Below are 2,615 nucleotides of genomic sequence, written 5' to 3'. Positions count from 1 at the left end.
CGCGCACTGCGGGGTTGGCGGAAGAAGAAAGGCGACGCTTGCGTCGCCTTTCTTCTTCCGCAACCCACGCCGTGCGCGGTGATTCGGGTCCGGTGGGTGGGGGGCGTGTGAGCCGGCCCGACATGTGCGGTGTCATGGCTCGGCAACCACTTGACTGGTGTTCAAGGGGTGAAGGTCCGACCAGCTCGGTGATGCCCCGCGCAGGGCCGGCTCACGCCCCCCACCCACCGGACCACGCACCACCCGCCGCACAAAAAAATCAACCCTGAGCAGCCTGCCTCAAAGCCACCCGCAACTGCTCGCCAATCTCCGGCTTGCCAGCAAACGGGTCCGTCGGGTTGCGCCCCTGCACCACGTCTTCCAGCCGCGTATGCACCATGCCCAGCGCCTGCGGGTGCGTGTAGACATAGAACCTGCCCTGGTTGATGGCATCGAACACCAACTGGGCCGTGTCAGCCGCCGTCACCTTGCCCGACGTGACCGCCTTCGTGCTCATCGCCTGCGCGATCATCTGGCTGGCCGTCGGCTTGCCCTCGCTGCGCAGCTCCTTGGGGCGGTTGCGATGCGACTGGTGGATGCCCGTGGGCACGAAGTACGGGCACAGCACCGAAGCATGCACCTGCTCGGTCACCAGCGACAAGTCCTGGTAGAGCGTTTCAGACAGGCTCACCACCGCGTGCTTGCTGACGTTGTAGGCACCCATGTTGGGCGAGTTCAGCAGCCCGGCCATCGAAGCCACGTTGACGATGTGGCCCTGGTACGAAGCGTCCTTCGCGGCCGCCGCGAGCATCAGGGGCGTGAACACGCGCACGCCGTGCACCACGCCGAACAGGTTCACGCCCAGCACCCACTCCCAGTCGCGCTGGGTGTGCTCCCAGATCAGGCCACCGTGGGCCACACCCGCGTTGTTGATGACGATGTGCGGCGCGCCGAAACGCTCCATGCACAGGTCGGCCAGGGCCTGCACGTCTTCGGCACGAGAGACATCGCCGCGCAGGGCGGCCACCTTGGCGCCCATGCCGGTGAGCTCGGCCAGAGCAGCGTCGAGCGCGTCCTGCTGCACGTCGGTGATGACGAGGTTCAGGCCCTGCTTGGCACCCAGGCGGGCGAGCTCCAGACCGAAGCCGCTGGCGGCACCGGTGATGACGGCCGTCTGGCCGGGGCGGATGGTGAGGTGTTGAGCGGACATGTCGGGTTCTTCTTGAATGAGGGGTTCAGATCAGCTTGACCAACTGCTTGCCGAAGTTGCGGCCCTTGAGCAGACCCAGGAAGGCCTCCGGGGCGCTGGCGATGCCTTGCGCCACCGACTCGCGGAACTTCATGCGGCCGGACGCCACCAGCCCACCAAGCTCCTGCATGGCTTCGGGCCACACCTCGGGGTGCTCGCTGACGATGAAGCCTTGCAGCTTCATGCGGTTGACCAGGATCAGCGAAGGGTTCTGCATGACCAGGGGCTCGCCGTTGTAGCCCGCGATCAGCCCGCACAAGGCCACGCGGGAGAAGGCATTGGCGCGCAGCATCACGGCGTCCAGGCCGATGCCACCCACATTCTCGAAGCAGCCGTCGATGCCGTTGGGCGCTGCAGCCTTCAGCGCGGACGAGAAGCTGCGCAGATCGGTCAGCTGCTTGTGGTCCAGGCAGGCGTCAAAGCCCAGCTCTTCGGTCACGTAGCGGCACTTGTCCGGGCCACCGGCGATGCCGATCACGCGGCAGCCGTGCACCTTGGCCAACTGCCCCACCACGCTGCCCACCGCGCCACTGGCGGCGCTGACCACGATGGTCTCGCCAGCCTTGGGTGCGATGATCTTCATCAGGCCGTACCAGGCCGTCACGCCAGGCATGCCAACCGAGCCCAGGTAGGCCGACAGCGGGATGTGGCGGGTGTCGACCTTGTTGAGGATGCCGCGCTGGTTGGCGTCGACGACGCTGTATTCCTGCCAGCCGCCCATGCCGACGACGTGATCGCCCACGGCAAAGCGCGCGTGCGTGCTGGCCACCACCTCGCCCACCGTGCCGCCAATCATCACGCTGCCCAGTGGCTGAGGTTCGGCGTAGCTCTTGCTGTCGTTCATGCGGCCGCGCATGTACGGGTCGAGCGAGAGGTAGTGGTGGCGCACGAGCACCTGCCCGTCTGCCAGTTGATCGGCCGTGGGCACGGGCGCTTCGACCAGCTTGAAGTTGTCGACCGTGGGCTCGCCCGCAGGGCGCGATGCCAGCAGGATCTGGTGATTGATCAGGCTCATCTTGTGGACTCCTGGTTTGCCAAAGGAGCCGGCTGCTGGAGATCAGTCCGAGCCGGCGTGGCGTGCCAGCGGCTTGACCTCTCGGTCGGCCGTGGGCAACGCGCGAAGGAACTTGAAGGTGCCCGTGGCGTGGGCGCAGACGCGGCCCTGCTCATCGAGCACGCGGCCTTCGGTGAAGGCCATGGAGGCGGTGGCGTGCAGCACCTGACCGATCACGCGGATGCGGCCTTGCGCCGGGCGCATGAAGCTGGTCTTCATCTCGACCGTGACGAGGCCGGGACCACCGCCAGGCTGGTCGATGTGGCGGCTGCGCGCCGCATGGGCCATGGCCACGTCCAGCAGGGTCATCTGCAGGCCGCCGTGGGCCACACC

Annotated in this window: 3 protein-coding genes; all 3 read right to left on the bottom strand. The window is 67.0% G+C overall.

Features of this window, described 5'->3' with window-relative positions; all coding sequences use genetic code 11:
• Positions 1-259: 259 nt before the first annotated feature.
• Positions 260-1,189 (bottom strand): SDR family oxidoreductase, encoded by a 930-nt coding sequence (locus B2W70_RS03760; protein WP_286743003.1) that lies wholly within the window; start codon positions 1,187-1,189, stop codon positions 260-262.
• 25 nt (positions 1,190-1,214) lie between these two features.
• Positions 1,215-2,243: an NADP-dependent oxidoreductase gene (locus tag B2W70_RS03755; protein ID WP_286743000.1), complete on the bottom strand. Its 1,029-nt coding sequence runs from the start codon at positions 2,241-2,243 to the stop codon at positions 1,215-1,217.
• 42 nt (positions 2,244-2,285) lie between these two features.
• Positions 2,286-2,615: PaaI family thioesterase (locus B2W70_RS03750; RefSeq protein WP_286742998.1), on the bottom strand; the 330-nt coding region annotated here is incomplete at its 5' end.

This window comes from Aquabacterium sp. UBA2148, assembly GCF_002328915.1.
Lineage (GTDB): Bacteria > Pseudomonadota > Gammaproteobacteria > Burkholderiales > Burkholderiaceae_C > Aquabacterium > Aquabacterium parvum.
The sequence above is the reverse complement of the archived record's forward strand: the minus strand, read 5'-3'. Positions and strand labels throughout refer to the sequence as shown.

What these genes read in the sequence shown, in the direction of transcription:
- B2W70_RS03760 (WP_286743003.1), bottom strand. Translation starts at nt 1,189, where the DNA reads ATGTCCGCTCAACACCTCACCATCCGCCCCGGCCAGACGGCCGTCATC.
- B2W70_RS03755 (WP_286743000.1), bottom strand. Translation starts at nt 2,243, where the DNA reads ATGAGCCTGATCAATCACCAGATCCTGCTGGCATCGCGCCCTGCGGGC.